At 64.6% G+C, this 26,020-nt stretch carries 28 protein-coding genes; 12 read left to right on the forward strand and 16 right to left on the reverse strand.

The window, feature by feature from the left end; genetic code table 11:
• Nucleotides 1–3 precede the first annotated feature (3 nt).
• The 5 genes from tsaE to coaA form a co-directional block, all read right to left on the reverse strand.
• Nucleotides 4–507, reverse strand: coding sequence for a tRNA (adenosine(37)-N6)-threonylcarbamoyltransferase complex ATPase subunit type 1 TsaE (gene tsaE / locus G6N83_RS13835; protein ID WP_241246273.1), 504 nt, complete (start codon nucleotides 505–507; stop codon nucleotides 4–6).
• Complete coding sequence (gene alr, locus G6N83_RS03760; protein WP_183408420.1) at nucleotides 504–1,628, reverse strand: alanine racemase; 1,125 nt, start codon at nucleotides 1,626–1,628, stop codon at nucleotides 504–506. Before alr ends, tsaE begins: the two co-directional genes overlap by 4 nt.
• The gene (locus G6N83_RS03765) at nucleotides 1,625–1,999 is read right to left on the reverse strand and encodes a holo-ACP synthase (protein ID WP_165139424.1); all 375 of its coding nucleotides are present in this window, start codon (nucleotides 1,997–1,999) and stop codon (nucleotides 1,625–1,627) included. The genes alr and G6N83_RS03765 overlap by 4 nt, the downstream gene beginning before the upstream one ends.
• A gap of 51 nt (nucleotides 2,000–2,050) precedes the next feature.
• A complete protein-coding gene (glmS, locus tag G6N83_RS03770; protein WP_165139426.1) occupies nucleotides 2,051–3,904 on the reverse strand; it encodes a glutamine--fructose-6-phosphate transaminase (isomerizing) in 1,854 nt (617 codons plus the stop codon).
• A gap of 271 nt (nucleotides 3,905–4,175) precedes the next feature.
• Nucleotides 4,176–5,162: a type I pantothenate kinase gene (gene coaA / locus G6N83_RS03775; RefSeq protein WP_165139428.1), complete on the reverse strand. Its 987-nt coding sequence runs from the start codon at nucleotides 5,160–5,162 to the stop codon at nucleotides 4,176–4,178.
• A gap of 112 nt (nucleotides 5,163–5,274) precedes the next feature.
• Here coaA and G6N83_RS03780 point away from each other — a divergent pair, with 112 nt between their 5' ends.
• Nucleotides 5,275–6,201: a Ppx/GppA family phosphatase gene (locus G6N83_RS03780; protein ID WP_165139430.1), complete on the forward strand. Its 927-nt coding sequence runs from the start codon at nucleotides 5,275–5,277 to the stop codon at nucleotides 6,199–6,201.
• 74 nt (nucleotides 6,202–6,275) lie between these two features.
• Here the strand turns inward: G6N83_RS03780 and G6N83_RS03785 are convergent, their stop codons facing one another.
• From G6N83_RS03785 to G6N83_RS03810, 6 genes are all read right to left on the reverse strand, one after another.
• On the reverse strand, nucleotides 6,276–6,797 hold the full coding sequence (locus tag G6N83_RS03785; protein ID WP_165139432.1) for an NADPH-dependent FMN reductase: 522 nt from the start codon (nucleotides 6,795–6,797) through the stop codon (nucleotides 6,276–6,278).
• A 216-nt stretch (nucleotides 6,798–7,013) separates the two neighbouring features.
• Nucleotides 7,014–8,369 carry a phosphoglucosamine mutase gene (glmM, locus tag G6N83_RS03790; RefSeq protein ID WP_165139434.1) on the reverse strand — a complete coding sequence of 452 codons (1,356 nt, stop codon included), beginning with the start codon at nucleotides 8,367–8,369 and terminating at the stop codon, nucleotides 7,014–7,016.
• Between the two features lie 14 nt (nucleotides 8,370–8,383).
• Nucleotides 8,384–8,866, reverse strand: a complete 483-nt coding sequence (gene rpsI / locus G6N83_RS03795; protein ID WP_165139436.1) for a 30S ribosomal protein S9 — start codon at nucleotides 8,864–8,866, stop codon at nucleotides 8,384–8,386.
• Between the two features lie 29 nt (nucleotides 8,867–8,895).
• Complete coding sequence (gene rplM, locus G6N83_RS03800; protein ID WP_165139438.1) at nucleotides 8,896–9,342, reverse strand: 50S ribosomal protein L13; 447 nt, start codon at nucleotides 9,340–9,342, stop codon at nucleotides 8,896–8,898.
• A gap of 162 nt (nucleotides 9,343–9,504) precedes the next feature.
• Nucleotides 9,505–10,350 carry an NAD-dependent epimerase/dehydratase family protein gene (locus G6N83_RS03805; protein WP_165139440.1) on the reverse strand — a complete coding sequence of 282 codons (846 nt, stop codon included), beginning with the start codon at nucleotides 10,348–10,350 and terminating at the stop codon, nucleotides 9,505–9,507.
• Nucleotides 10,351–10,430: 80 nt separating this feature from the next.
• Nucleotides 10,431–10,871 (reverse strand): hypothetical protein, encoded by a 441-nt coding sequence (locus G6N83_RS03810; RefSeq protein ID WP_165139442.1) that lies wholly within the window; start codon nucleotides 10,869–10,871, stop codon nucleotides 10,431–10,433.
• Between the two features lie 266 nt (nucleotides 10,872–11,137).
• Between G6N83_RS03810 and G6N83_RS03815 the strand changes: the two genes are divergently transcribed.
• Entirely contained in the window at nucleotides 11,138–11,476 is a 339-nt protein-coding gene (locus G6N83_RS03815; RefSeq protein WP_165138064.1) for a hypothetical protein, read from the forward strand.
• Between the two features lie 13 nt (nucleotides 11,477–11,489).
• Here G6N83_RS03815 and G6N83_RS03820 read toward each other — a convergent pair whose 3' ends face one another.
• A complete protein-coding gene (locus tag G6N83_RS03820) occupies nucleotides 11,490–12,170 on the reverse strand; it encodes a metalloregulator ArsR/SmtB family transcription factor (RefSeq protein WP_165139444.1) in 681 nt (226 codons plus the stop codon).
• A gap of 105 nt (nucleotides 12,171–12,275) precedes the next feature.
• Between G6N83_RS03820 and G6N83_RS03825 the strand changes: the two genes are divergently transcribed.
• Both G6N83_RS03825 and G6N83_RS03830 read left to right on the forward strand, forming a co-directional pair.
• The gene (locus G6N83_RS03825) at nucleotides 12,276–12,950 is read left to right on the forward strand and encodes an aquaporin (RefSeq protein WP_165143096.1); all 675 of its coding nucleotides are present in this window, start codon (nucleotides 12,276–12,278) and stop codon (nucleotides 12,948–12,950) included.
• A 1-nt stretch (nucleotide 12,951) separates the two neighbouring features.
• Nucleotides 12,952–14,325, forward strand: a complete 1,374-nt coding sequence (locus G6N83_RS03830) for an FAD-dependent oxidoreductase (RefSeq protein ID WP_165139446.1) — start codon at nucleotides 12,952–12,954, stop codon at nucleotides 14,323–14,325.
• Between the two features lie 23 nt (nucleotides 14,326–14,348).
• Here G6N83_RS03830 and G6N83_RS03835 read toward each other — a convergent pair whose 3' ends face one another.
• From G6N83_RS03835 to G6N83_RS03845, 3 genes are all read right to left on the reverse strand, one after another.
• Nucleotides 14,349–14,738: an ACT domain-containing protein gene (locus G6N83_RS03835; protein WP_165139448.1), complete on the reverse strand. Its 390-nt coding sequence runs from the start codon at nucleotides 14,736–14,738 to the stop codon at nucleotides 14,349–14,351.
• A complete protein-coding gene (locus G6N83_RS03840) occupies nucleotides 14,735–15,802 on the reverse strand; it encodes a lactate/malate family dehydrogenase (RefSeq protein ID WP_165139450.1) in 1,068 nt (355 codons plus the stop codon). The genes G6N83_RS03835 and G6N83_RS03840 overlap by 4 nt, the downstream gene beginning before the upstream one ends.
• A gap of 139 nt (nucleotides 15,803–15,941) precedes the next feature.
• Nucleotides 15,942–16,781 (reverse strand): CPBP family intramembrane glutamic endopeptidase, encoded by an 840-nt coding sequence (locus tag G6N83_RS03845; RefSeq protein ID WP_165139452.1) that lies wholly within the window; start codon nucleotides 16,779–16,781, stop codon nucleotides 15,942–15,944.
• A 132-nt stretch (nucleotides 16,782–16,913) separates the two neighbouring features.
• On the opposite strand from G6N83_RS03845, the gene efeU reads away from it, so the two are divergent.
• The 8 genes from efeU (at nucleotide 16,914) to G6N83_RS03885 (ending at nucleotide 24,667) form a co-directional block, all read left to right on the forward strand.
• Nucleotides 16,914–17,885, forward strand: coding sequence for an iron uptake transporter permease EfeU (gene efeU / locus G6N83_RS03850; protein ID WP_165139454.1), 972 nt, complete (start codon nucleotides 16,914–16,916; stop codon nucleotides 17,883–17,885).
• Nucleotides 17,882–19,114 carry an iron uptake system protein EfeO gene (gene efeO / locus G6N83_RS03855; RefSeq protein WP_165139456.1) on the forward strand — a complete coding sequence of 411 codons (1,233 nt, stop codon included), beginning with the start codon at nucleotides 17,882–17,884 and terminating at the stop codon, nucleotides 19,112–19,114. The genes efeU and efeO overlap by 4 nt, the downstream gene beginning before the upstream one ends.
• Nucleotides 19,111–20,385: an iron uptake transporter deferrochelatase/peroxidase subunit gene (efeB, locus tag G6N83_RS03860; protein WP_165139458.1), complete on the forward strand. Its 1,275-nt coding sequence runs from the start codon at nucleotides 19,111–19,113 to the stop codon at nucleotides 20,383–20,385. Before efeO ends, efeB begins: the two co-directional genes overlap by 4 nt.
• Before the next feature lie 568 nt (nucleotides 20,386–20,953).
• A complete protein-coding gene (locus tag G6N83_RS03865; RefSeq protein ID WP_165139460.1) occupies nucleotides 20,954–21,550 on the forward strand; it encodes an arsenate reductase/protein-tyrosine-phosphatase family protein in 597 nt (198 codons plus the stop codon).
• A 112-nt stretch (nucleotides 21,551–21,662) separates the two neighbouring features.
• On the forward strand, nucleotides 21,663–21,833 hold the full coding sequence (locus G6N83_RS03870; RefSeq protein WP_165139462.1) for a CsbD family protein: 171 nt from the start codon (nucleotides 21,663–21,665) through the stop codon (nucleotides 21,831–21,833).
• A gap of 99 nt (nucleotides 21,834–21,932) precedes the next feature.
• A complete protein-coding gene (locus G6N83_RS03875) occupies nucleotides 21,933–22,214 on the forward strand; it encodes a metal-sensitive transcriptional regulator (RefSeq protein ID WP_165139464.1) in 282 nt (93 codons plus the stop codon).
• Nucleotides 22,215–22,242: 28 nt separating this feature from the next.
• Nucleotides 22,243–22,461 carry a heavy-metal-associated domain-containing protein gene (locus tag G6N83_RS03880; protein ID WP_165139466.1) on the forward strand — a complete coding sequence of 73 codons (219 nt, stop codon included), beginning with the start codon at nucleotides 22,243–22,245 and terminating at the stop codon, nucleotides 22,459–22,461.
• 4 nt (nucleotides 22,462–22,465) lie between these two features.
• The gene (locus G6N83_RS03885) at nucleotides 22,466–24,667 is read left to right on the forward strand and encodes a heavy metal translocating P-type ATPase (protein WP_165139468.1); all 2,202 of its coding nucleotides are present in this window, start codon (nucleotides 22,466–22,468) and stop codon (nucleotides 24,665–24,667) included.
• Nucleotides 24,668–24,872: 205 nt separating this feature from the next.
• Here G6N83_RS03885 and G6N83_RS03890 read toward each other — a convergent pair whose 3' ends face one another.
• Entirely contained in the window at nucleotides 24,873–25,850 is a 978-nt protein-coding gene (locus tag G6N83_RS03890; protein WP_165139470.1) for a zinc-binding dehydrogenase, read from the reverse strand.
• Nucleotides 25,851–26,020 lie beyond the last annotated feature (170 nt).

Below are 26,020 nucleotides of genomic sequence, written 5' to 3' on the forward strand. Positions count from 1 at the left end.
GTGCTACGGGCGGCGAGAAATCTCGACAATGCGGGGCGAATCGGCATCAAGCTCCATCGAGACGCGGGAAAGGTCACCGCACATCGTGTCGGCACCGCGTCCTCCGGTCTCGCGCTCGATCTCAATCTCCCACCAGCTGTCGCGAATGCCTTCGACCATGTCGCGACCCCACTCAACAATGACGACCGAGCCCGCAGCGTCGATGTCGACATCGTCAAGCTCAAGAGCTGACGAAAGCCGGTACGCGTCAGCGTGAACCAACGGCGGACCACCGACCAGCGACGGGTGAGTGCGGGCGATGACGAAGGTGGGGCTCTGGATGGGGCCACGAACGCCGAGACCCTCAGCGATACCGCGCGTCAGCGTTGTTTTGCCCGCACCAAGTGCCCCAGTGAGCACGATCAGGTCGCCCGCGACGAGTGCCTCGCCCAGCATCTTGCCGAGTTGGTGCATTTCTTCGGGAGATGAGATCTCGCGTTGACCGAGAAGCTCTGCGGGAACACTCATGATGAAACCTGTCTGCGTGGCACCCGAGGTCCGATTCGAGTGACGATCTCGTAATTGATGGTGCCTGCGGCATCCGCCCAGGTGTCGGCCGAGGGAACACCGAGTGTTGAATCGCCGAAGAGAACCGCTTCGTCGCCGACCGCGACGGGACTGTCGCCGACATCGACAACAAGCTGGTCCATAGCGATTCGGCCAGCAACACGGAAGGTCGAGCCGCCAATCTGCACCGGGCCAGCGCTCGATGCTGCGCGCGGCACACCGTCGGCGTAGCCGAGAGGCACGAGGGCAAGCGTGGTCTCGGATTCGGTGCGGTGCGTATAGCCGTACGAAACCCCGGTGCCCGTTGGCACGCGACGCACTGCCGCGACGGATGCGCGGAGTGTCATCGCGGGCCGAAGCCCCAGCTCGGCGGAGGTCTGGTCGGCGAAAGGCGAGAGACCGTAGATGCCGATGCCGAGACGCACACAGTTCAGCCGGCTCTCCGGAAGCGCAATCGCGGCGTGCGTTGCTGCGATGTGTCGAAGCGGTGGGGCGATTCCCGCGGCTGCCGCGACACCGAGGCCCGTGTTGAATCGCGCGAGAGCTGCCCGATCTTCGTCGGCAGACGCATTCGAGAGGTGACTGAAAATTCCAATGACGCGGAGCTTGCCGATGCGCTCAAGTCGCGCGGCTTCGGCGAAGACCACCCGGTAATCCTCTGGCGCAATGCCGTTTCGACTGAGGCCGGTTTCGAGCTTGAGGTGGACGCTCACTGGGCCGTCAAACGATGCTGCCGCTGCGGCCTGTTGCAGCTGATCGAAACTTGAGATTCCCAATTCGATATGGGCCGCCGCGGCCTCGGCGAACGACGTTCCGGGCGCGTGCAGCCACGCAACGATGGGCGCCATGATGCCGGCTCGTCGGAGGGCGAGCGCCTCGCCAATATCGGCAACCCCCAGACGGGTTGCTCCGCCATCGAGTGCGGCCGTTGCGCTTCGCGCCGCTCCGTGACCGTAGCCGTCGGCTTTAACGACGGCGATGACCTCAACATCTGTGAGACGTCTGAGATGGCGGACATTCGCCTCGATCGCGCCGACATCGACTGTCGCCTCGCGCATGACCCCCGCGGGCAATCGGCTCATGAGTGTGTCTCCTGTTCGGTTGCCGACTCGGCGACCACGTAAGCGACGGCGAAGCCCACATCATGACTCATCGAGAGGTGGAGCGTACTAATTCCACGGGCAGCTACCACTTCGGCGGTCGATCCCGTCAAGGTGAACCACGGCCGACCCGACGCCTCCGGTGTGACTTCGATTTCGGTCCAGTGCACACCGTCAGACCCGCCGAGGGCTTTGATGAGTGCCTCTTTCGCCGCGTATCGCGCTGCCAAGGACCGGGGCTTGAGCACACGTTCGGCGGGGGAAAAGAGTCGCTCGAGCAGCTTGGGCGTGCGAGAAATGTGAGCCTCGAATCGAGGAATATCAACGAGGTCGATGCCAATTCCGACGATCATCTGCTCTCCCGACGCCGCGACTCACGGCATCCGCAACCTTATCGCGCGCGTCTATTCGACGGTTACCGACTTCGCCAGGTTGCGCGGCTGGTCGACATCGAGACCCTTCGCCGTCGAAAGCCCCATCGCGAACAGGTGCAGCGGCACCACAGCGAGCAACGGCTCGATCAGGGGCGCGGCCAGCGGGATTCGCAACACTTCGTCGGCCGTCGGCAAAACCGCTGCGTCGCCCTCTTCGGCGATCGCGATCACTCGGGCACCGCGCGCGCGGATCTCTTCAATGGTTGAGACCACCTTGGAGTGCAGCAGCGCGGAAGCGCGAGGCGAGGGCACGATGACGAAGACGGGCTGGCCCGGCTCGATCAGCGCAATCGGACCGTGCTTGAGCTCACCTGCGGCAAAGCCCTCCGCGTGAATGTACGAGATCTCTTTGAGCTTGAGAGCGCCCTCGAGTGCAATGGGGAAGCCAACGTGGCGGCCGAGGAACAGCACCGAGCGGGTGTCGGCCATCCAGTGCGCCAGCTCCGCAATGCGTGGCGATTCGGTGTCGAGAATCCGCTGAATCTTGGCGGGTACCTCTTCGAGTTCGCCCACCTGCTCGGCGATAGCCTGCGCCGACATCGTGCCGCGAACGCGAGCCACGTGCAGCGCAAGCAAATACAGGGCGGCGATCTGAGCGACAAAGGCCTTTGTGGATGCCACGGCAACTTCGGGTCCCGCGTGCGTGTAGACGACGGCATCCGATTCACGCGGGATGGTCGCGCCCTGAGTGTTGCAGATCGAGAGGGTGCGAGCTCCGCGCTCGCGGGCGAATTTGACCGCCATGAGCGTGTCCATCGTCTCGCCCGACTGGCTGATCGACACAACGAGAGTGTCGGGCCCGATCACGGGATCGCGGTAGCGGAATTCGTGGGCGAGCTCGACATCGACAGGAATGCGCGCCCACTGCTCGATCGCATACTTTCCCACCTGGCCTGCGTAGGCCGCGGTGCCGCAGGCGATCACGACGACGCGGGAGATGCCTTCGAAGAGTTCGTCGAGGCCGTCGAGTTCGGGGATCTCGACGGCGCCATTGTTGATGCGTCCTCGAAGCGTGTTCGCGATGGCCTCGGGCTCTTCGGACACCTCTTTCGACATGAACGAGGGCCATCCGCCCTTCTCAGCGGCCGCGGCATCCCAGGTCACATCGAAAGGCTCAACCTCAACCTCGTTGCCATCGAAGTCGGTCACGACGACGCCGCCAGGCGTGATTGCGACGATCTGATCCTGACCGATCGCCAAAGCTTTGCGGGTGTACTCGACGAAAGCCGCAACGTCGGAACCGAGAAAGTTCTCACCCTCGCCGAGACCGATGACGAGCGGCGAGTTACGGCGAGCGCCGACGACCAGCCCGGGGTGGTCTTCGTGCATGGCCAGGAGCGTGAATGCTCCTTCGAGGCGCGCGGCAGTGGCACGAAAAGCGGCAACCAGGTCTCCACCGTTGGTGCGGTAGGCACGCCCGAGCAGCACCGCGGCCACCTCGGTGTCGGTTTCGCTCAAGAAGGTGAAACCCTCGGCGACGAGTTCGGCTTTGAGAGCACCGAAATTCTCGATGATGCCGTTGTGGATGACGGCGAGCTTGTCGTTGTCAGCCAGGTGAGGGTGGGCGTTCTCGTCGGTCGGTCGACCGTGCGTTGCCCAACGAGTGTGACCGATGCCTGTCGTGCCGTTGCGCATGGGTTCTTCGAGAAGGTCATCACGCAGCACCTTGAGCTTGCCGGCGCGCTTACGCATACCGAGCTCACCATCGGCATCGATAACGGCGATGCCTGCGGAGTCATACCCGCGATATTCGAGGCGAGCAAGACCTGCAAGAAGAATGGCCTGGCTCTGCTGAGGGCCCACGTACCCAACGATTCCGCACATACCTCCATGCTAGGCGGGCCAGGCTGTACACCCGCCGCGCGGCACGACATGAGTCGTCCGCGACGCCGGCACCCGGCATCCGGCACCCGGCACCCGGCACCCGGCATCCGGCACCCGGCACCCGGCATCCGGCATCCTCACACCACACGCCCCTGCACTAACTCAGGCAGGACACGGCCGCGGGCCGCTTCCTGCCGGCCTATTCTGACTCTTTGCCTGAGTTAGTGCAGGGCGGCGGTCGGCACGGGGTGGGCAGGCAGGGCCGCGAAGCCTAGAGCTTGCGAAGCAACACGCGATCTACGGCGTGGCTAGCGCCTTTCTGCAGCACCAATGAAGCGCGGTGACGTGTCGGCAGCACGTTCTCATCGAGGTTCGGGAGGTTGATCTCGTTCCAGAACTGCAGTGCTTGGGCCACGGCATCCTCGTCAGAAAGTTCAGCGAAGACGCGAAAAAAAGAGTTCGGGTCGCTGAAGGCTGACTCACGCAGGGCGAGGAAGCGGTCGACGTACCATTTCTCGATATGAGCGGTGTCTGCGTCGACATAGATGGAGAAGTCGAACAGGTCAGATACGGCAATATCGTTGGGCGCCGGCGGGGGCTGCAGCACCGTGAGCCCCTCCACGATCACGACATCCGGGCGACGGACCGTGACGTGTGCGTCGGGCACGATGTCGTAACGCATGTGCGAATAAAACGGCGCACGCACCTCGGGCGCACCCGACTTCACCTCAGTGAGAAACTCGACGAGCGCGCGGCGATCGTAGGACTCGGGAAACCCTTTACGGTCCATCAGGCCGCGACGCTCAAGCTCAGCGTTGGGGTAGAGAAAACCGTCAGTCGTGACGAGTTCGACGCGAGGGGTGTCAGCCCACCGGCTCATAAGTTCGCGCAAAAGCCTGGCGATCGTGGATTTGCCGACGGCAACAGAGCCAGCAACTCCGACGACAAACGGCGTTGTCGTATCGGCTTCGCCGAGAAACGCGCTCGTGTCGGCGCCGAGTCGCTTCGTTGACTTTGCATACAACGACAGCAGCCGGCTGAGTGGCGCGTATACCTCGCGCACTTCGTCGAGGTCGAGGCGGTCACCAATACCCCGCAGCTGCACGATTTCGCTCTGCGTCAGCGGCTGCGGCATGTCGGCTGCCATCCGCGACCATTCGTCGCGGGCGATCTCGCGGTACAACGCCGCGGTCTCCAAAGGTTCGGGCACCGCACCATCGTAGCCACGCTCGTCGGTTACGACAGTGCGATTGTGCATTCCATACCGTCGGAGAATCGCGTTCAGTCGGATGCCACGGCCCCAAACCGTCCGACGGAACACGATTCTCCGACTGAACTCCGCAGACTCGGCGCACCGCTACTGTGTACAGGTGCGCCTCGGGGTCCTCGATATCGGATCGAACACTGTCAACCTGCTCGTTGCCGACGCTAGAACCGGCGTTCGGCCCGTCACATCGACGTCTTTTCGTCAGGTGTTGCGCCTCATGCGCTTTCTGGATGCCACCGGTGCCATAAACCCCGATGGGGTCGCAGCGCTCGAAGAGGCCGCAACTCTTGCGCGGCAGGCCGCTGAACGCGAAGGTGTCGAGGCGTTTCTCACGATCGCAACCTCAGCGCTGCGCGAAGCGACGAACGGCCCCGAAACGATCGCTCGCGTTGAGGCCATCACGGGTGTGCCGCTGCAGGTTCTCGATGGACCCGGCGAAGCGCGCTACACGTTCCTGGCGATCCGGCGCTGGTTCGGTTGGTCAGCCGGCAACATCCTCATGCTCGACATCGGTGGCGGTTCACTCGAGGTGGCGGCAGGAGCCGATGAACTGCCCGATGTTGCACTGTCGGTGCCGCTCGGCGCCGGGCGCGTGACAGTTGAATTCTTGCCCGAAGATCCGCCGCAGGCGGCCGACATCCGTCGTCTTCGCGATCACGTTCGCGAGCAGTTGGCTCCCATCCGTGATGCGCTCGCGGACCGCCCGCAGCCCGATCACATCGTCGGTTCGTCGAAAACCATCCGCTCGTTGGCTCGCCTGGCGGGCACGACTCAACCCGGTTGGGCTGAAGAGGACCGTCTGATTCTTACGCGTTCAGCCTTGAAGAGCTGGATTCCGCGGATGGCGGCGATGCCGGCCGAGGCACGCCAACAGCTGCCCGGAATCACCCCGGAACGCACCTTTCAGATTGTCGGCGGTGCCGTTGTGCTGCACGCGACGATGAAAGCACTTGGCGTCGACGAACTCGAAGTGAGCCCCTGGGCTCTTCGCGAGGGCGTACTGCTGCGCTACCTCGAAACCGTCGATTGACGATGCCTCAGGCTACCGGCAGCGGGATGAGGAACACCGCCGGCAGCCCGAGGGAACTAGCGCCAGACCTGGGACTACTCCCCGTGGCCTGCGAGCGAGGCAAACTTGGCGAAATTCGATCGATACTCGGATGCCGCAGCCGCAACGAGCTCGTCAATCTTGTCCATCTGACTCGCCACGAAGTAGAAGCCACGACCAGGCACGATTGCTCCAAGTTCCACGAGCAGGGGTGCAAGATTCACAGTCGGACCCATCGAGTGCGTCAGGTCAGCACCTGTCAGCACTGGAATTGCGACAACGCCGGCAAGTCCGTTCGCGGGGTACCGATCGAGGAACGCCTTGAGCAGTCCGGTGTAGGTGGCTTTATACGTCGGAGACGCGAAAACGACCAGATCACTCTCAGCGACGTGGGAGTTGAGCGCGCTCATCTCTTCAGACGGCCACGCAAAGATTTCGCTCTGGTGGTCAGCCAGGTCGATGACTTTGAGGTCGTACGTGCCATCGGCAAACAAATGCTCAACCAGAGTGGTTGCGACTTTGAGCGTGCGCGATTGGGGTTTGGGGTTGCCTACGACAACCGAAACTTTCACTGTCATGTTTGAACTCTCACACTTCCACCGGTCTACAGGAGTTGAGACGCTCGCGACGTGCACACGTGAAGCTGTGGCGGTCGCGTAGAGGGGCATCGGCTGATGCCCGCGTCTCTCACTTTTCCACCGAGATTTTGTGGCCCGGTGGCCCGCAACGGCTTACGTTGCCCGTCGATTCTACGAAGCGAGTGTTTCGAAGAAGTTACCGCGCTGCGTGCGCGGCTAGAGCGCGAGGCGTTCGCGCACCACTGCTGCGAGGTTCTGAGCGATGCGCTCCGCGACAGAAGCCTCGGATGCCTCAACCATCACTCGGACAAGCGGTTCGGTGCCCGAAGCTCGAAGCAAAACGCGCCCCTCGTCGCCGAGCTCGCGCTCCGCGTCGGCCACGGCCCGAGCGAGCCCCGAGTCGGCGACCCGGGTGCGATCCACCCCGTCGACGTTGATGAGCACCTGCGGATACACCGTCATCACGGTCGCGAGATCAGCAAGCGAGCGTTTCTGGCGGGCCATCTCGGCCATGATGTGCAGACCGCTCAACAGGCCGTCTCCGGTCGTCGCGAATGCGCTCATGATGACGTGACCCGACTGCTCGCCGCCGAGGGAATACTTGCCCCGGTTCATCTCTTCGAGAACGTAGCGGTCGCCGACGGCAGTCGACAACACGTTGATGCCGTGATCGGCCATCGCGCGGTGGAGCCCGAGGTTACTCATGACGGTCGTGACGAGCGTGTCGGATGCCAGCACCCCACGTTCCTTCATGGCGACCGCGAGGATCGCCATGATCTGGTCGCCATCCACCGTGTTACCCAGCGCGTCGACAGCGAGGCAGCGGTCCGCATCACCGTCGTGCGCGATTCCGAGGTCGGCACCGAGCCGCACGACAGTTTCGGCGAGGACGTCGAGGTGGGTCGAACCCACGCCGTCGTTGATGTTGAGTCCGTCGGGGTCGGCACCGATGACGGTGACTTGGGCTCCGGCATCCTTGAATGTCTCGGGCGACACCCCGGATGCTGCGCCGTGCGCGCAATCGAGCACGACGTGAAGGCCATCGAGTCGGTGCGGCAGTGACTTCAGCAGGTGCAGCACGTAGCGGTCTTCAGCATCAGCGAATCGGCGGATGCGGCCGACGCCGGCGCCCGTCGGTTGGAACTTGGGGGCGGTGAGCGCCGCCTCGATGCGTTGCTCAACCTCATCGGGGAGCTTCACGCCGCCGCGTGCGAAAATCTTGATCCCGTTGTCGGGGGCGGGGTTATGGGATGCCGAAACCATCACGCCGAAGTCAGCGTCGATGTCGGCTACCAAAAACGCCGCCGCGGGGGTGGGAAGAACCCCAGCGTCGAACACGTCGACACCCGATGAGGCCAAACCGGCAGACACAGCTGCGGCAAGGAATTCACCGGAGACCCGCGGATCGCGGGCAACCACGGCTGTCAGACGCCGACCTTCGGCCTTGCGTGCTTCTGCCGTGCGGCCCTGGCCCAAAACGACAGCAGTCGCCTGGGCCAGGGTGAGCGCGAGGTCGGCGGTGAGGGAGCCATTTGCAAGACCCCGCACACCGTCCGTACCGAACAGCGCCATAAGTACCGGAGCGCTTAGCGCTTCGAGTACTGAGGAGCCTTGCGGGCCTTCTTGAGACCAGCCTTCTTGCGCTCTTTCACACGAGCGTCACGCGAAAGGAATCCGGCCTTCTTCAAGGTGGCGCGGTTGTTCTCTTCGTCGATCTGGTTGAGCGAGCGGGCAATGCCGAGACGCAGCGCGCCGGCCTGACCCGAAGGGCCACCACCAGAGATGCGAGCGATCACGTCGTAGCCGCCTTCGAGGCTCAGCACGGTGAAGGGGTCGTTGATCAGCTGCTGGTGCAGCTTGTTGGGGAAGTAGTCCTCGAACGTGCGGCCGTTGACCGTGATCACGCCGGAGCCGGGTACCAACCGCACGCGGGCAATTGCCTGCTTGCGGCGGCCGACGGCTGCGCCGGGAACCGAGAGCACGGGGCGCTCTGCAGCAACGGCGGCCGGTTCGGCTGCGGACTCGGTGGAGTAGTTGGAGGTATCGATCGTCTCAGAGATCTGCGCCATGGTGATGTCCTGAATCCTTTAAGGAACGCCTACTGGGCGACCTGGTCGAAGGTGTACGTCGTGGGCTGCTGAGCGGCGTGCGGGTGCTCGGCACCGGCGTAAACCTTCAGCTTCGACAGCTGCTGGGCACCCAGGCTGTTCTTGGGGAGCATTCCGCGCACGGCCTTTTCAATGGCGCGCACGGGGTTCTTCTCGAGCAGCTCGGCGTAGGTGATCGACTTGAGTCCACCCGGGTAACCGGAGTGACGGTAAGCCTTCTTCTTCTCGAGCTTCTGGCCGGTGAGTGCAACAGCGCCAGCGTTGATGACGATGACGAAGTCACCGACGTCGACGTGGTTGGCGAAGGTCGGCTTGTGCTTGCCACGAAGGATCGTGGCAGCGTGCGATGCCAGGCGACCGAGAACGACGTCGGTTGCGTCAATCACGATCCAATCGCGCTGGATCTCACCAGTCTTGGGGGTATAAGTGCGCGTCACTGTAGTGCTGCTTTCTTTGTCGAACGGAGAAGTTCGTGAATCCCGCTCCGGGGTGCTTGCAAATGACGGATGTCTCTACAAGACGCCAGTGGAGGGCTCACGTTCGTAGTACCTGGCTAGCGGGCACAGGCACCAAAGATCTACGATACCACGCTGCGGCGCTTAGACGTGATCGCGCCAACTATGCTGCGGAGCGTAGCCGAGCATCCGGCGTGCTTTGTCGATTGAGAGCAGCGTGTCGTTCACGCCCACTTCGCGCAGAAGCGGCACATCAGGGAACACTTCGGCGAGCAGCTCTTCGTTGGATCGCGTCATGACGGTGTCGGCGGCGGCGATGATGAAGCGCTCGAATCCGGCCGGCGCAACCTCGAGAGCACGCTCCACTGCCTGCGCTCCGTCGCGGGCGTCGATGTAGCCCCAGAGGTTCCACTTGCGGATCATCGCGTCGGCATCGAACGAGGGAAACTCGGCGTAGTCCTCGGGGACCATGACGTTCGAAAAACGAAGCGCCGTGATCGAAAGCTCCGGGTTCCACCGCACGAGTTCGATGGCCATCTGCTCTTCGAGGTGCTTGACGAGCGAGTAGACCGACTCGGGGCGGGCGGGGTATTCCTCATCGACCGGCGCGTACGGAGGTGGCACATCGAACGGAAGACCGAGCACAGTCTCACTCGAGGCGTAGACGATCTTGGTGATCCCCAGGCGCGCTGCAGCCCAGAACACGTTGAACGTGCCCGGCATGTTGTTGTGGAACGTCGCAACGTCGGGGCGGATGCCGGGGGCCGGAATTGCAGCGAGGTGCACAACAGCGTCGACACCATCGTGCTGGTCACCGACCGCGGTGAGCGCGTCGACGACTTGGCCGTAGTCGGTGAGATCGACCTGCACGAATCCCGGGCCACGGGTGCCGACGACATCCATCCCGATGACGGTGTGCCCTGCGGCGCGGAGCTCTCGGACGACAACGGCGCCGAGTTTTCCGGACGATCCCGTAACAGCGATTCTCATGCGTGGTTCCTCTCGACGGTGAGCGTGCGTTCTTCGAGCGTACGTGCCCCACCACCAACTCGCGACTTGCGTGAGACGGCCTACCCCTGACGCTGTGCGAGCTCGCACAAGAGCGCTGGAGTGGCCGATGCGATGCGCTCGGCGCACTTTGCGCTGTCATATGGACGTGCGCTCATCACAACAGGCTCGGCGTCCAGGGTGAGATACCAGCCGATGGTGCGGCGCGCGGCCGAATACGCGTAGGCATACGCGACTAATTCATCGCGTCGCGCGCGGATCTCAGCGACGTGAGCAAACGCATGTTCGCGACTCGGGTACACACGCACGGAGCGGCCAAGTTCACGCGAGTTCAACGCGTGCAGTCGCCAATAGGTTGCGCCCGGAGTCAGCACACCAGTTGCTTCGAATGCTGGCTCCATCCCGTGCGCGCGACGCACAGTGCTCGCGGCGAGGCACCAAGAAGCGAGCCTTCGCTCGTCGAGTCCGCTAAACGTCGCGAATGTGATCTTCGTCGCCCCCATCACACACCGCCCGCCCCTCGAACGTCCATGGTCTGCAGGGATCATGTCCGCGTTGGCCTATCGACTTCGGGTCCAAGAGGTGAACAGAAAGCATCGGGAAACAGTCGGGGGAACGTCGCGCGCCGCGCAACGCACAAAATCGGGCAGGTCAGCGGGGTTTTGGGACCCAAAGGGCGGCGCAATCGGTTCTGCCGACGCGGGCTTAACGCGCACGACTAAAAGTGCTCACATAGGTGAAACACGGGATAAACCTGACGCTGCTATACATGTCACGACGGCATCCTCTCGTCGCCGAAGCATCGCCACAGCTGCACCGGAACTCTTTTGGAAATGAGATCATGCTTGCTGTTGAGTCAGCTCTCTCGACGTCGCACATCTTCTACCGCTCGCGCGCACGCTCTACTGCTGCGGCCGCACCGGCACCGTCGGCTCCGCGTCGACATAAGTCATCTCGCAAGCCGCCGCGGCGCCCGGGAACTCCCTGGTGGGCCTTCGCGGGGCTCGTGATGATCGCCGCTGGCGCTGCTGTTCTCGTCTACATGGCGCTGTTGCAAGACACCGGCGCCGACGCGCTGAGCGCGGCTCTCACCCAGCTCAGCTTGTAGGCCCGTAGCGCGTTTACGAGATTCGGATGCGGGGCGCAAACTCCGCGACGCGGTGCATCAGGTCGTCGAACGCGGCATCGAAGGCAGCGTCGCTTCCGACAGGTACCGGGTCGGGCACCGACCAGTGCAGCGGTGCCGGCGCGCTGCGTGGCGCACGCTCCTCGTAAGCACTGTCGCACACAGTGATGACGAGGTCGGTGTCGCGCACGACGTCGGTGACGCTGCGAGGTTTCGCGTCGCCGAGGTTCATGCCGTGGCGGCGCGCTGCACGCACGGCCCCGGCAGCAACGGCGGGTGCCGGATGCGTGCCGGCGGATGCCGTGGGCACACTGCTTTGCGTGCGCCACAGCATTTCGGCCAGCTGCGACCGTGCCGAGTTCGCGGTGCAGACGAAAACGACGCGGCGAGCGGCGGCATCCGCTGATGGCGCGAGGTGCGCGAGTGCTTCGCGGCGGAGCGACACGTAGCTGCGCCGCGCATCGCCTTCAGACCTGGTGCGCGTGATGAGGCCAGCGTTTTCGAGCACGCCGAGGTGGTGCGAGACGAGGTTTGAGGTCATGCCGAGGCGCTCACGCACTTCGGTGGGTGACAGGTCACCGAGCGTGAGCAGGTCGAGGAGGCGCAGCCGCGCGGGCTCGCCGAGAGCCGCGTGGCGTGCCGCTCGCGCCGCAAGAGAATTCACCTGTTCGTTCATTACCTCAATCATCGTTGAGGTAATGTGAGTGCGTCAAGCCGAGGAGCCCCAGTGAATTTCGTACCGACGATCCGCCGCGCGGTGGCCGAGTTTCTCGGCACCGGCATGCTGGTGACGATTGTGGTGGGTTCGGGCATCGCCGCCGAGCGACTATCAGATGACCCCGGAGTGCAGCTTCTCGCGAACAGCATCGCCACGGCACTCGGACTCGCCGTGCTGATTCTCATGTTCGGGCGCATCTCGGGCGCGCACTTCAATCCCGTGGTGTCTCTTGTTGACGCAGCTCTCGGGCGGCGACACCACACCGGGCTGTCGCTTCCGATGACAGCGATCTATCTCGTCGCGCAATTCGCGGGCGGCATTACAGGCGCGGTTCTTGCCAACGCGATGTTCGCGCTGCCGACGTCGCTTTCGACAACCGATCGTGCAACGCCAGCAACATTCCTCGCCGAAATCGTCGCGACAGCGGGCCTCATTTTGCTCATCATCGCTCTTGCGCGCACCGGCCAAACATCAGCCGCAGCCCCGGCGATCGGTGCCTACATCGGCGCTGCATATTGGTTCACGAGCTCAACATCGTTTGCCAACCCTGCCGTGACGATCGGGCGCATCTTCAGCGATTCGTTCGCCGGCATCGCCCCCGCATCGGTACTGCTGTTCATCGCCGCGCAGCTCATCGGCGGGGCCGTTGGCGCGCTCCTTGCCATTGCCCTCTTCCCTCATGCCGACCGCGCCGCGGACGACATGGTGATCCCCCACGAACCCGAACCAAAGGACTGACATGCACCTCGTCGCCATCGGCGGCAGTGACGCCGGCATCTCCGCCGCGCTTCGCGCCCGCGAACTTGACCCCTCCGTCGACGTCACGGTTGTCGTGGCGGATGCGTATCCGAACTTTTCGATCTGCGGCATCCCGTATTACTTCTCGGGAGAAGTTGCGCCCTGGCAGTCGCTCGCACACCGCACGCACGCAGACCTCGAAGCCACCGGGATGAACCTGCGCCTCAACACGTTCGCGACGTCGATCGATGTCGCCGGCCAGCAGTTGGCCGTGCGCGATGAGACCGGCCAGCTGTCGAACATCGCGTACGACGAGCTGATCGTCGGCACCGGAGCCCTGCCGTCATATGCGGGCATCATGGGGCTCGACGAACTCACCCCCGAAGACGGCGTGCACGTCATCCACTCGATGGGTGACACCTTCGCGCTCGAACGCTTTCTCACCGAGCGCGGGCCGAAGACGGCGATCATCATCGGCGCCGGCTACGTCGGGCTCGAAATGGCCGAGGGCTTCACCGCCCGTGGCATCCGCGTTACCCAGCTCCAGCGCGGGCCTGAGGTGCTCTCGACCCTCGACCCCGAACTCGGCGCGCTCGTGCATTCTGAACTCACCGACCACGGCGTCGAGGTACACACCGACACGGTGGTGCACGGAGTCGAAAAGAGCGACAGTGGGCTGACCGTGCACGCCGAGCGCGGTGGCATCCGGGTCACTCATTCTGCCGAGGTCATACTCGCGGTGGTCGGCGTTCGCCCCAACACGACGCTGCTGGCGGATGCCGGGGCCACCCTCGGGCCGGCAGGTGCCGTGTCCGTCGACGCACAGATGCGCACCGGACTCCCCCATGTGTTCGCCGCCGGTGACGGCGTCGCCACACACCACAGGTTGCTCGGGCTCACGTATCTCCCCCTCGGCACGACGGCACATAAGCAGGGGCGCGTTGCGGGCGAAAACGCGCTGGGCGGCCAGGCGCAGTTCGCGGGGTCGGTCGGAACGCAGGTGGTCAAGGTCTTCGACCTGGTCGCATCCCGCACCGGTTTGCGACACGACGAGGCGGCCGCGGCCGGCTTCACCCCGCTGACGACCCAGGCAATCGCCGACGATCACAAGCGCTATTACCCCGGCGCGCAGCCCATCAGCATTCGCATCACTGGCGATGCGGGCTCCGGTCAGCTGCTCGGTGCACAGCTTGTCGGTCGCCTCGGAACGGAAACCGCAAAGCGCGTCGACACGTACGCGACGGCGCTCTTTGCCGGACTCACCGTCGAGCAGGTGAGCGACCTCGACCTGTCGTACACCCCGCCCCTCGGATCCCCCTGGGACGCCGTACAGGTCGCAACCCAAGCCTGGTCCCGCGCCGCCGCCGCTCGCTGAGCCGCGGCCGGCGCGGAAGCGACCTATTCCGGGGGCAATACGGTGAAGGCCACGAGCGTCTCGCCCTCGGCGAGCGCGTCGTCGAGTTGCGATTCCACGTCGGCGAACGGCCCGATGATCACAGAGCTTCCGAGCACGGCGATCGCGCGCACGCGCTCGTCACCGGTGTTTTCGAGTTGTACCGAGCGCACAACGTCGAGTCGCTCAAGCGTCCGCACGAGCACGCGCGAAAGCCGCTCGCTGCCGCGAAAGGTGATCGACATTCGGCCGACTCCGTCGCGTACCGAGAGGGTGTGGAACGATTCGAAGCTCACCCCGCGGGTAGAAAACATGTTGGCGAGCGCTGTCACTGTGCCGCTGCGGTCAGCGACCGTGACGAAGGCCACCCAACGGTCGTTGATGTCGGTCGTCATCGCGTCCACCCCTCGATCGCGCTGTTGATGTGGTGCCCGACCGCGGCCAAACGTTCTTCTTCGTCTTCGGCCAGGTCTTCGAGCAGCACATTTCGCCAGCCGTCGGGTCCCAACACGACGGGCACACCCATGGGGCCACACCAGGGCGACCCCTGCAGCGAAATTTCGCCGTCGAGCATGACCTGACCGGCAACGACGATCTCACGCCCATCGAGCACGGTGTCAACAAGATCGACCGTCGCACTGGCCGTACCGAAAGCGGTCTTCGCGCCGGACTGATGCGTCAAGTAGGGCCGCACGACCGCCTGCAGGTCGGGCGCCCACGAGTCGGTCAACGCGAACGCGCCCGCGATATCGTCGGCCTCCACCGCTGCGAGCTGCGCTTTCGCGTCGGCTATTTCAGCGCCGAAACTTGCGAGTGTGCGTGGTCCGCGCAGCCCCGCGATCACGTCGCGGCGCTCCGCCACGTCGAGCCCACGCAGGTGCACGCTCGACCACAGCGGCACGGCTCCGTCGCCGTGCTGGCCGCCGACGAATCCGCTCACGCGTTGACGACGGATGCCGAGGGCCGATGCGATCTCTCGGCGAAAGCGGAGCGTATCGAGCCACGCACCCATGCCGATGACCCGGTGCCGCCCGATCTGCTCGGCCACGACGGCCACTCCGAGTTCGACGGGGTTCGAGACCACGACGACGACTTCGTGTCCGCTGCCGTTTTCGGCGATAGCGGCCGCGTAGTCCTGAAAGATCGAGAGGTTGTGGGCTGCGAGTCCGTCGCGGTCGACGACGCGACCCCCGCCTGTCGGAATCGTCTGGCCAGCCGCGAGCACGATCACGTCGGCGACGACTTCGTCGGGCGACGTAGCAACGTCGATCAGCGGGGCGTGCTCGTCATGCGCGTCGATCAGGTCGACGCGCAGCCCATGGGCGGCGCGCCCGGATGCGCCGCCCGCGCGACCCACGAGTTGCAACCGCGATGTGGGGCGAAGCACCCGTCTTTCGATGAGCTCAGCGCAGATCGCCCGCCCGATATCGCCCGTTGCTCCCAGTACCGCAACATCCATGGTTCGACGCTACCGGGCGGGCGCGGCGCTCCGAGCCACGGCATCCGCGAAACCCCTCGCGACGTGCCCGTTTTTGTGGGTGCGGAGCGCAAAACACCCACAAAGATAGGCGAGTCAGCAGACGAAAGAGGCGCGACAGCTACTGCAGCACGACGCCGCCGCCGCTGGCGCCGAGAACAGTACCGACGAGCGCGAGCGCCACGAACGACGCGTTGAACATAACGTGCACGAGCACAGCACCCCAGATGCGGCCGGTCAGCACGACGAGGGTGCCGTTCACAAGGCCGACGAGCAGCAGCGCGACGACGGCATCCCACGTGAGAGTGGCGGTGAGTGCGTGCGCCAGAACAAACACACCGGATGCCATCACCACAGCGAACACGCCCGCCAAAATGCGTGATTCCATCAGCCGCCGCAGCGCACTGTAGAGCGCGACGAGCAGCACAGCATGGAAGAAGAACTCTTCGAGCAGCGGCGAAATGACGACCGGACCGAGCAGTTCGGTGAGCCACCAGCTCCCCGAGAGCGAACCGTACGACGGGAAGGCGCCGTTGCCGCCGGCTGCCATCTCGAGAAAACCTTGGGCGAGGCGGAGCGCACCGCCGAGCACGACGCCGTAGAGCACATCGACGGGTCGAAACTTCAGCAATCCCCGGGGTACAGATCGGGTGAAAGCGAGCGCAATCGGCACGAACATGCTCACCCAGATGGCGGCAGTACCGAGGATGGCGCCTCCTACTCCGCCGATGAACTGGTTGGCCGCGGTACCGACGAGAACGCCGACGCCGAGTGCGATGACGACCCAGCCGACGATCTCCCAGCCCCAGCCGACGACCGATCTTCCGCCGTCGCGCCAACCGTTCCGCCCCGAGCCTCGGCGTGACCGCCGCCGGGCGCGCCGCTTCTCGCGATCGCGGTCGGGGGCCGCATCCGTGCCCTCGAGAGGGGCTTCTGCTGCGGGTGCATCGGTGTCAGACATCGCTGTCAGAGTACCGCGCCGCGACTCGCCCAGTGCAACGTCACGTTGTAGACCAGCCGCAAGAGGAGGTATTCTCGCTAAGGCTTGCCTAACCTCAGTAAGCCTACCTACCCCACTGAAGGCAGTTGTTCCGTGCTCGCCACCTTTCTGATCGGCCTCCGCGAGGGCCTCGAGGCCGCTCTGGTCGTCGGCATTCTTGCGGCATATCTCGCACGCCTCGGCCGACGCGATGTGCTGCCGCGACTGTGGATCGGAGTCGCAGCCGCGATCGTGCTGTCGCTCGTCATCGGCGCGGTGCTTACGTTCGGCGCCTACAGTCTCACGTTCGAAGCGCAAGAGATCATCGGCGGCACACTGTCACTCGTCGCTGTCGGCATGGTCACCTGGATGATCTTCTGGATGCAGCGGGCAGCCCGCACCATGAAGCGCACATTAGAGGGTGAAGTCGATCGAGCCCTCGCCTCGGGCGCGCTCTGGGGCCTCGTCATCATCGGTTTCGTCTCGGTCGCTCGTGAGGGCATCGAGACCACGCTGCTCCTGTGGTCGATGGTGCAGTCGTTCGGCGATGCGCCCCTCGCCCTACTCGGCGCGCTCCTCGGCCTCCTCACCGCGGCGGGTCTCGGCTGGCTCATCGCTCGCGGGGCTGTGCGCCTCAACCTCCGCGTCTTCTTCGCGTGGACCGGCGCCTTTCTCATACTCGTCGCCGCAGGTGTTCTCGCCTACGCGATCCATGACTTGCAGGAGGCGGGCGTCTTCCCGGGCCCCTTCACTGCGGCGGCTCCCCTCGATGCCCTCACCGGCGCGGTTGCTGTCGGCTGGGGCGCATTCCCCTTCGGCTGGGCCTTCGACGTCACCTCCTCCATCGCGCCGGGGAGCGCACTCGCCGCCATCCTGCAGGCCACCGTCGGCTTCATGCCCGAGATGAGCTGGCTCCAGGTCATCGCTTGGGTGCTCTACGTCGCCATCGTCGGCACAGTGTTTTTCCGAAACATGCGTCGCCCGGCATCCGTGTCAGTCCCGGCATCCGAATCAGCCCCGGCATCCGAATCTTCATCACCTGCAACCCCCGATCACGCCATTACTCCACAGCAAGGAGCATCATGACCCGCACGACCCGTACCCTCGCAGGAGTCGCAGCCGTAGGCGCACTGTCACTGGTTCTCGCCGGCTGTGTCGCCAAGACGGATGCCGCATCCACCGACACGCTCACAGTGACCAGCACCGCAGATAGCTGCGAGGTCTCTGCCGCAACTGCCACGAGTGGCAACGTGACATTCGAGATCACGAACTCCGGATCCGACACGACGGAGTTCTACCTGCTCGCCGACGACGGGCTGCGGATCGTCGGAGAAGTCGAAAACATCGCGCCCGGGGCATCCCGCACGCTCACCGTGACCGCTCAGCCGGGTGACTACTACACGCTCTGCAAGCCGGGCATGGTCGGCGACGGCGTGGGACGTGCGAGCTTCTCGGTGACGGGTGACAAGGTCGAGGCGACGGGTGACGACGCCGAGCAGATGCAGCAGGCTGTCGATCTTTATGGCTCGTTCGTGAAAGACCAGGTGGAGAAGCTGGTTCCGGCCGTTGACGAGCTGACTGCCGCGTACATCGCGGGCGATGACGAGAAGGCACGCGAGCTGTTCCCGCAGGCGCGCGCCTACTACGAGCGCATCGAGCCCGTTGCCGAATCGCTCGGAGACCTCGACCCGCGCATCGACTACCGCGAGGTCGACGCTGTCGCTGAGGGCCTCGACTGGACCGGTTTCCACCGCCTCGAAAAGGACCTGTGGGTGCCGGCCGACGATGCTCTCAACTCCGACGGTGAAACATCGGCCTACGAGAACTGGGCGCCGTCGACCGAAGCCGAGCGCGCTGACTATGCAGCCTTGCTCGTAGCCGACGTCGCAGAGCTCAACACCTACGTGCACTCCGACGATTTCCAGACCGCGCTCGACACCCAGGGCATCGCCGGCATCTCAAACGGTGCGATCGCACTGCTCGATGAAGTCGCAACCGGCAAGATCTCGGGTGAAGAAGACTGGTGGAGCGGCACGGATCTGTACGACTTCGCCGCCAACGTCGAAGGCTCGAAGATGGCGTACTCGCTCGTCCGCGATCTGGCCGAGTCAAAGGGTGACGATGGCGAAGCCCTGGTCGCCCAGATCGATGAGGGCTACGCCAACCTCGAGGCAGACCTCGCGCAGTACGGCAGCCTCGAAGATGGCTTCGTGAACTACTCAGAACTCACCGAAGCCAACAAGCGCGACCTCACCGACCTCATCAACACCCTGGCCGAGCCGCTTTCGCAGCTCACGGTGACAGTACTTTCATGAGCGAAAACATCGAACGCGAGCCCGCGACTCCCACCGGCGGCCTCAGCCGCCGTGGCCTCATCGGCCTCCTCGGTGCGGGAGCCGCGGGCCTCGCGATCGGTGCGACGGGTGGTGCTCTCACAGCGACCGCCGTCTCAAAGCAGCAGGCGGATGCCACGGTCCACCCGTTTTACGGCGCCCACCAGGCGGGCATCACGACGCCGGTGCAAGACCACATGCAGTTCGCCTCGTTCGATCTCGCTGACGACGCGACGGCCGAAGACCTCCAGTCGCTGCTACAGGACTGGTCATATGCTGCGTCGCGCATGACACAGGGACTCGACGTCAGCGCCTCGGGCGCGGTCGGCGGGTCACCGCTTGCGCCGCCCGACGATACCGGTGAGGCACTGGGGCTGCCAGCGAGCGCCCTCACGCTCACCTTCGGTGTGGGGCCTGCGGTCTTCGACTCGCGCTTCGGCCTCGCGTCGAAGAAGCCCGCGCTGCTCGAAGACCTGCCGGCCTTCGTCGGCGATGCCCTCGACCCGCTGTCATCCGGCGGTGACCTGTGCATCCAGGCGTGTGCCGACGATCCGCAGGTCGCATTCCATGCGGTCCGAAACCTTACGCGTATTGCTTTCGGTCGAGCGCGGTTGCGCTGGTCGCAACTCGGATTCGGACGAACCTCCAAGACCACGAGCGCTCAGGCAACGCCCCGCAACCTATTCGGCTTCAAAGACGGCACCGCCAACATTTTGGCCGACGACACGTCAGCTCTGAAGAAGCATGTGTGGGCGGCATCCGCCGAAAGTCCCGCGTGGCTTGCGGGCGGCAGCTACCTCGTCGCGCGACGCATTCGGCAGACGATCGAAACGTGGGACCGCGTGCGGCTCGAAGAGCAGGAACGCTCGGTTGGCCGCGACAAGGCCCACGGCGCCCCACTCTCGGGTGGCGACGAGTTCGCCGAGCCCGACTTCGAGGCGACCGGCGCCTCGGAGTCGACAGCGATTGATGCGAACTCACACGTGCGGCTTGCGCACCCGGATATGAACAACGGCATCCGCATTCTTCGGCGGGGATATAACTTCGTCGACGGCAACGACCAGCTCGGTTCGCTCAACGCCGGACTGTTCTTTCTGTCGTACCAGCGATCGCCGGAGCAGTTCATCGCGATCCAGAAGAAGCTCTCGACCGACGTGATGGGTGAGTACCTCTCGCACGTCGGCTCCGGCGTGTGGGCGGTACCGCCGGGCGCTTCCAGCGGCTCCTACATCGGCGCCGGCCTCTTCTCCTAGCTCCACGCCGCCGCATATCTCCACGCCGCCGCATATCTCCACGCCGCCACCTATCTCCCCGCCGCCACCTATCTCCACGCCGCCACCTATCTCCACGCCGCCGCAGCTAGCCGCGCGCATCCAGTCCCTCGCCTGCACTAACTCAGGCAGGGCTGCGCGCGTATCCGACGTCATCCGCGCAGATCCGCAGTTTCGAAGGTTCCTCTGCGGCGGATTGCCTGAGTTAGTGCACAAGCCCAGGGTTGCCGCCACCCCACGCTGCGTCGCTTCGCCGTGCACCTCGCGCCGTGCACCGCGCGGCTGTGCCCCCGCCGGCCCACTCACACACCTGCACTAACTCAGGCAGAATTCTTACGCACTACAGCTGTCTCCACAGAACGCCCGCGTCCCGCCAGCCACCCGCGACGGATTGCCTGAGTTAGTGCACAGCCCCGGGATACACCGCACCGCGGCAAACCGCAGCACCGCACCACCGCCACACCCACGCCGACCCGGTAGGCTCGCCCTCGTGCCCCTCAGCGGGCACCCCACTTGCTTCCGCGACCGATCCACATGGGAAGGCGCCTCGGTGCTCGAAATCCTCACCGTTTGCACCGGCAATATTTGCCGGTCCCCCCTTGCCGAGCTTCTGCTCCGCCAGCAGCTCGATGGCATTGCCACAGTTTCCAGCGCGGGGGTTCGCGCCATGGTCGGCGAAGGTATGCCCGACGAAGCTGCCGAGCTCGCCGCGAAGCGTGGCGTGCCTGCGTCCGATATCGCGCAGCACCGCGCGCGATGGCTCAACGAGTCGCACCTCAAGTCCCCCGACCTGGTGCTGGCTATGGCGCGCGAGCACCGCCGCGCTGTTGTGGAGCTGTCGCCGTCCCGCATCCGCTCCGCTTTCACCGCGCGCGAGTTCGAGCGCCTCGCCGAACGCGCAACGGATGCCTCGCTCATCGCCGCCGCGGATGCTGCCGGCTCCGATCCGCACGAGAGGTTCGCCGCCGTGTTGCAGCACCTCGCCGGGCGTCGCGGCCTCGTGGCTCCCCCGGCGGACCCGACCGACGATGACGTGGTCGACCCGTACCGCCGCTCGATCGATACCTATGAGCTCTCGGCCGCGCAGCTCGATCCCGCGCTTGCACAGGTCATCCGCCTCACGAGGATCGCCGCGGGCAAGAAGTAGCTCTTTATACGCCTGTCGCGCTGAAAACGCGACCCCCTGCCCGCCGAAGAGCCTCAGTCATAGTCTGAAAAAACTTCCGATCAGGAAGCCCAGACGAGTGAAGGGAATCCTCATGGGACTCGACGACAAGATCAAGAACGCCGCAGAAGACGTCTCGGGCAAGGCCAAAGAGGCCACCGGTAAGGCGACCAACAACGAAGAGCTTGAGGCCGAAGGCAAGGGCGACCAGGCCAAAGCTGACCTCAAGAAGGCTGGCGAAAACGTGAAGGATGCCTTCAAGTAAGCCAGTATCACTCGAAAAGGGATTCTCGGGCTCAGGCTCGAGGATCCCTTTTTTGCATTCTTACGCTAATTAATACCCTAGGGGGGTAGGCTATAGCTCATGAACGGGTACGCGAACAATAAAGATCAGCTCATGGCACGCCTCAAGCGCGCCGAGGGCCAGGTGCGCGGCATCGCCCGCATGGTCGAAGAAGACACTTATTGCATGGACATCCTGACTCAGGTGTCTGCGGCGACGAAGGCTCTTGAGGCAGTTGCACTGTCGCTGCTCGGCGACCACCTCAGCCATTGCGTCGCCGAGGCGAGCGCTCAGGGCGGCCCCGTCGCCGAAGAGAAGATCCGCGAGGCGAACGAAGCGATCGCACGCCTCGTCCGTTCCTAGCTCGCACAAACTCACGGAGGAAGACATCATGAGCACCATCACCGTTCCCGTGCAGGGAATGACGTGCGGCCACTGCGTCTCGAGCGTCACCGAAGAGCTCAGCGAAATCGACGGCGTCACGGCTGTCGCGGTCGACTTGAACCCGGGCGGCACATCGCACGTCACGATCAGCGCGGCATCCGAGCTCGACGACGCCACCATTGATCAGGCCGTCACCGAAGCGGGCTACGTCATCGCGAAGGCGTGACGTCGTGAGCACCACCGAGGTCGAACTCGACATCACCGGTATGACGTGCGCATCATGTGCCACGCGCATCGAGCGCAAGCTCAACAGGGTGCCGGGGGTCACAGCGAGCGTCAATTACGCCACCGAAAAGGCCCAGGTCAAAACAGAATCAGCGGATGCCGCAGCCCTCATCGCCGCGGTCGAGGCCGCCGGTTACGCGGCCCAAGTCCCCGCGCCACCAGCTGCCGAAGAGACGGCACAAGAGGTGCCGCGCGAAACCGAGACCGCGGCCCTCGGCCGACGGCTTCTCATCAGCGCGGCCCTTGCCCTGCCCGTCGCTGTGCTGTCGATGGTGCCGGCGTGGCAGTTCACTAACTGGCAGTGGTTGGCGCTGACTCTGGCGGCCCCCGTCGCCGTGTGGGGCGCGTGGCCGTTCCATCGCGCTGCGGCGGTCAATGCGCGGCACGGCGGCGTCACGATGGACACCCTCGTGAGCCTCGGGGTGATCGCGGCGTTCACGTGGTCGCTCTATGCGCTGTTCTTCGGCTCGGCGGGCGAGCCCGGCATGACGATGAGCTTTTCGCTGTTCGGCAATTCGCACGGCACCGAAGAGATCTACCTTGAAGTCGCAGCGCTCGTGACGGTCTTTCTTCTCGCCGGTCGCTACGTTGAGGCGCGGGCCAAGAAGTCGTCGGCCGAGGCCCTGCAGTCGCTGCTTCACCTCGGAGCCAAGACCGCCAACGTGATCGTTGACGGCGTCGAACGCCCCGTTCCGGTCGCGCAACTCGCTGTCGGCGACACCGTTGTGGTGCGTCCGGGCGAAAAGATCCCGTCCGACGGCTTAGTCGTTGAGGGAGCATCCGCGGTTGACGCCAGCATGCTGACCGGCGAATCTACCCCGGTCGAGGTCACAGAGGGCTCTCGCGTCGTTGGGGCGACCCTCAATGTGAGCGGTCGCCTCACGATCAACATCACCCGCGTCGGCTCCGACACAGAGCTCGCACGAATGGGGCGTCTTCTCTCCGAAGCACAGACCGGAAAAGCCCAGGTGCAGCGCCTCGCCGATCGCGTATCTGCGATCTTCGTGCCGGTCGTTATCAGCCTCGCAGTCGCCACTTTTGTCGGCTGGCTGCTGATCGGTGGCGAACTCGATCAGGCCTTCACCGCTGCCGTCGCGACCCTCATCATTGCGTGCCCGTGCGCGCTCGGGCTCGCCACCCCGACCGCTCTCCTCGTCGGCACGGGCCGCGGTTCGCAACTCGGGATTTTGATCCGCGGACCGCAAGTGCTCGAGCAGACGCGCACCGTTGATACGATCGTGCTCGACAAGACTGGCACCATCACGACCGGCACCATGAGCGTCACCGAGGTGCTTCCCGCAGCGGGTATGGCCCGTGATGAACTGCTGCGTATTGCTGCCGCCGTCGAGGCCGGGTCGGAGCATCCGGTTGCTCGCGCGATCGTTGCCGCAGCGAATACCGACCTCGCGACCAGCGGCGACTTTCTTTCACACCCGGGTTTCGGTGTGCAGGCCATTGTCGATGGCAGCCTCGTCGTTGCTGGCCGTGCCTCGTGGCTGCATGAGCAGTGGGCGATCGAGACGGATGCCGCGGCCGCCGCCGTTTACGAGCCACAGGGAGCCACGGTCATCGCCGTCGGTCGCGACGGCGCTTTCCTCGGGCTCATTGCCGTCGCCGACACGGTGAAGCCCACGAGTGCTGACGCCGTGGCACGGCTGAAGGCCCTCGGGCTCACCCCCGTGCTCTCAACGGGCGACAACCCCGGCGCCGCAGCGCACGTAGCCGCCGCAGTGGGCATCGACGATGTGCGAGCGGGCGTCACGCCCGCGGGAAAGCTCGATACCGTCCGCGCACTACAGGCCGATGGCCGCACGGTGGCAATGGTCGGTGACGGTGTGAACGATGCCGCTGCGCTCGCTGCCGCAGACCTCGGGCTTGCGATGGGCGGGGGAACAGACGCGGCCATCGCCGCAAGCGACATCACGATCGTCTCGGGCGATCTGCGGGTTGTGGCTGACGGCATCCGTCTGTCTCGCCGCACTCTCGGCACGATCAAAGGCAATCTGTTTTGGGCGTTCGCCTACAACGCGGCGGCAATCCCGTTGGCGATGCTCGGCCTCCTCAACCCACTGATCGCGGGAGCGGCCATGGCGCTCTCGTCGGTGTTCGTGGTCACGAACAGCCTGCGCCTGCGCCGCTTCACGTAGCCAAAGCCGCACGCACCCCAAGGCGGTCCCACCCGCACGAGGCCCCACCTGCACGCAACGTCGGAGAATCGCATTCAGTCGGATGCCCCGCCCCAATTCCCTCCGACTGAACGTGATTCTCCGCCCGAATGCCGCGGGCACAACACTGCGCCCATGCAAAAACGCCCGCCCCTTCCGAAGAAGGAGCGGGCGCTGAGGGCCGAAGCTACGGCTTGAGCATGACCTTGCCCGCACGACCGGCGACAAAGTTTGCAGCAGCAGCGTCACGCACCTGGTCCAACGAGTACACAGCCTCGGTCGGCAACGAGATGGTGCCGTCTCCTACGCGCGTAAGAAGTTCGGTGAAGAGCTCGCCCCGGCGCTTCGGGTCGAGTGAGCCCATGACGCGGCTCCCCCAGAAGCCCTTCACGGTGATGTTTTTGAAGATGATCGAGCCTGAGCTGATCGTCATCGTGGGCGCGCCCATCGCACCGAACACAATGAGGGTGCCGTCTTCGCCGAGCTGCGAGACGACGTCGTTGCTGGCGTCGCCGCCGACCGAGTCGATACCTACGACGATCTTGGCGCCACCGGTGATCTCTGCGACGCGGTCTTCCCAGCCTTCGCTCTCGGTCGAGACGACACCATCGATGCCCTGCGCGGCAAGTTCAGCAACACCGGCATCGCGACGCACGAGGCCGACGACCTTGACGCCACGGGTGGGCGCGAGCTGTGCGAGCAGACGGCCGACAGCACCGTTCGCGGCGGTTTGGATGATCCAGTCACCTTCGCTCAGGTCGAGCCAGTCGAGCAGCGCAAGCGCTGAGAAGGGCATCGAGACGAGCTGCGAGGCAACCTCGTCGGGCGCTGCATCGTCGACGGGGATCAGGCCCGCAGCCTTGGCGATGAAGTACTCGGCCCACACGCCGAATGTGCCGCCGGTGGCAACGCGCTGACCGACGGTGAGGTGATCGACGCCCTCACCGAGCGCGTCGATCACGCCGACTGCTTCGGTTCCGGCGCGGGCAGGAAGTTCGGGCTTGAAGCCATATGTGCCGCGGATCGTCCACAGGTCGTGGTTGTGAACCGGAGACATCAGTGTGCGCACGCGCACCTCGCCGACTGAGGGCTCGGGGGTTGCTACATCTTCCACCGTCAAAACGTCCGACGGTTCTCCGAATTCGTGATGGATCACAGCACGCATATTTTTCCTTCTTCCTTTGTGAGGTACCAGGAACACAACGGCGTATCGCCGCGCGATATTCCACTTCGCATGTTCCTCCCCCACCCTGTGTGCCCGCTATGCCACACACCACAAAAACGGAAAATCGCATTCAGTCGGATGCCTGGGCTCCAAACCCTCCGACGGAACGC

The sequence above is a fragment of the Microbacterium endophyticum genome (assembly GCF_011047135.1).
Classification (GTDB): domain Bacteria; phylum Actinomycetota; class Actinomycetes; order Actinomycetales; family Microbacteriaceae; genus Microbacterium; species Microbacterium endophyticum.